The sequence below is a fragment of the Mesobacillus sp. genome, assembly GCF_049588175.1.
GTDB lineage: Bacteria > Bacillota > Bacilli > Bacillales > Cytobacillaceae > Mesobacillus.
Genome location: NZ_JBAVFI010000368.1, coordinates 1 through 1,844, shown reverse-complemented (window position 1 = coordinate 1,844; position 1,844 = coordinate 1). Strand labels below are relative to the sequence as shown.

The following is a 1,844-nucleotide window of genomic DNA, read 5'->3' as shown; positions in this document are numbered from 1 at the left end:
ACTGAGAGTTTTTTGCCCCAGTGATATGGCACAAACATTGTATCTTTGCGAATCGCTTTCGTTATTTTAACCGGTGCGACCATATCGCCGCGCGGTGTAGTTAGCTTGACTCTTTCTCCATTTTCAATCTGGTAGGCGCTTGCCAATTCTGGATGCATCTCAACGAATGGCTCAGGACATTGCTCTTTTAGAAAGTCGACGCGTCTTGTCTGGTTCCCGGAAAGGTAATGGAATACGACACGGCCGGTTGTCAGCCATAGCGGGTATTCCTTTGACTGCACTTCCGCAGGTCCTCTGTAGTCACAAACCGCAAGATTCGCTTTGCCATCTTCAGTTGCGAACCTTTCTTTGAACATAGAAGGTGTTCCCTGGTGATCCAAAGCAGGTGCTGGCCAGAAGACGCCGTCTTGCTCATCGATTTTTTCGTATGTGACACCATAGTAATCAGCCTTGCCGCCCTTCGATGCGAGGCGAAGCTCATCAAAAATTTCTCTTGGCTCATTATATTGGAAGTGCTGGCCTTTACCCAGGCGATCAGCAATCAGGCTCATGATCTCCCAGTCTGGTTTTGATTCACCAATCGGCTCCACTACTTTACGGATGTGGATGATTCGGCCTTCTGTATTTGTAGTCGTTCCTTCGTCCTCAGCCCATGTTGTCGCTGGAAGGACAACATCTGCAAGTTCAGCTGTTTCAGAAAGGAAGAAATCATTTACGACTAAGAAATCAAGGTTTTCAAGTTGTTCTTGAACATAATTGATATTCGGCGATGACACAACTGGATTCGAACAGATTACATGCAAACCGCGAATCGTCTTGGCTTCCATCAAGTGGAACATTTCATATGCTGAAACTCCTGGCTGCGGCATTTCTTCAGGCTGGATGCCCCAAACTCCAGAAATGTACTCAACCGCCTTCGGATCTGTCAGCTTACGGTAGCCTGGCAGCAAATCTGCTTTTTGCCCGTGCTCGCGTCCGCCCTGGCCGTTTCCCTGTCCAGTAAAAGTCGCAACACCAGAAGCGAACTTGCCGATTTGTCCTCTTAAAAGAGCCATCGATGTGTAAAGACTTACGTTATCTACACCTGCTGTCTGCTGCTCTGCACCACGTGCGAACATAACCACAGAGCGAGGCGATTTTCCGAAAATGTGTGCAGCCTTTATGATTTTCTCAACCGCTACACCTGTAATTTTTGAAGTATACTCAGGCGTGAATTTCGCTGTCATTTCTTTCAATTCTTCAAAATTATTGCAGCGTTCCTGCACGTACTCATGATCAACATAATCATGCTTGATCAAAAGGTGCATGATGCCGTTAGCCAATGCTGAATCTGTTCCTGGAAGCAGGTCAAGGTGTACATCGGCAACTCTTGCTGTTGCAGTTTCACGCGGATCGGCAACAATGAACTTCGCGCCTTTGTCCTTTGCTTTCCAGAACCACTGGATACTAGTAGGGTGACATTCTGCCGTGTTAGAGCCAGCCATGAAGAAGCAGTCGCTATGCTCGAGCTCCGTCCATGGAAGCGATGATCCTCGGTCAATTCCAAGCGTCTTATTGAATCCGCCTGCTGCAGAACTCATGCAATAGCGGCCGTTATAATCGATATAACGAGTTCCCAGCCCAACACGAGCGTACTTTCCGACAAGGTAGCATTTTTCGTTTGTCATGGATACGCCGCCATATACCGCAAGAGCATCCTTTCCGTATGTTCCCTGGATTTCTTTGTACTTTCTTTCAATTAAATCAAGCGCTTCTTCCCATGAGGATTCTACGAATTTGCCATTTTTCTTGATTAAAGGACGCTTGATGCGGTCCGGGTGGTCAATTGTCTGATACGCAGTGAC

General features: G+C 47.2%; 1 protein-coding gene. It reads right to left on the bottom strand.

Annotated features, from left to right (window positions below):
* A partial coding sequence (locus WB217_RS09110) for a molybdopterin oxidoreductase family protein (RefSeq protein WP_423992717.1) occupies positions 1-1,844 on the bottom strand: 1,844 nt, incomplete at both ends.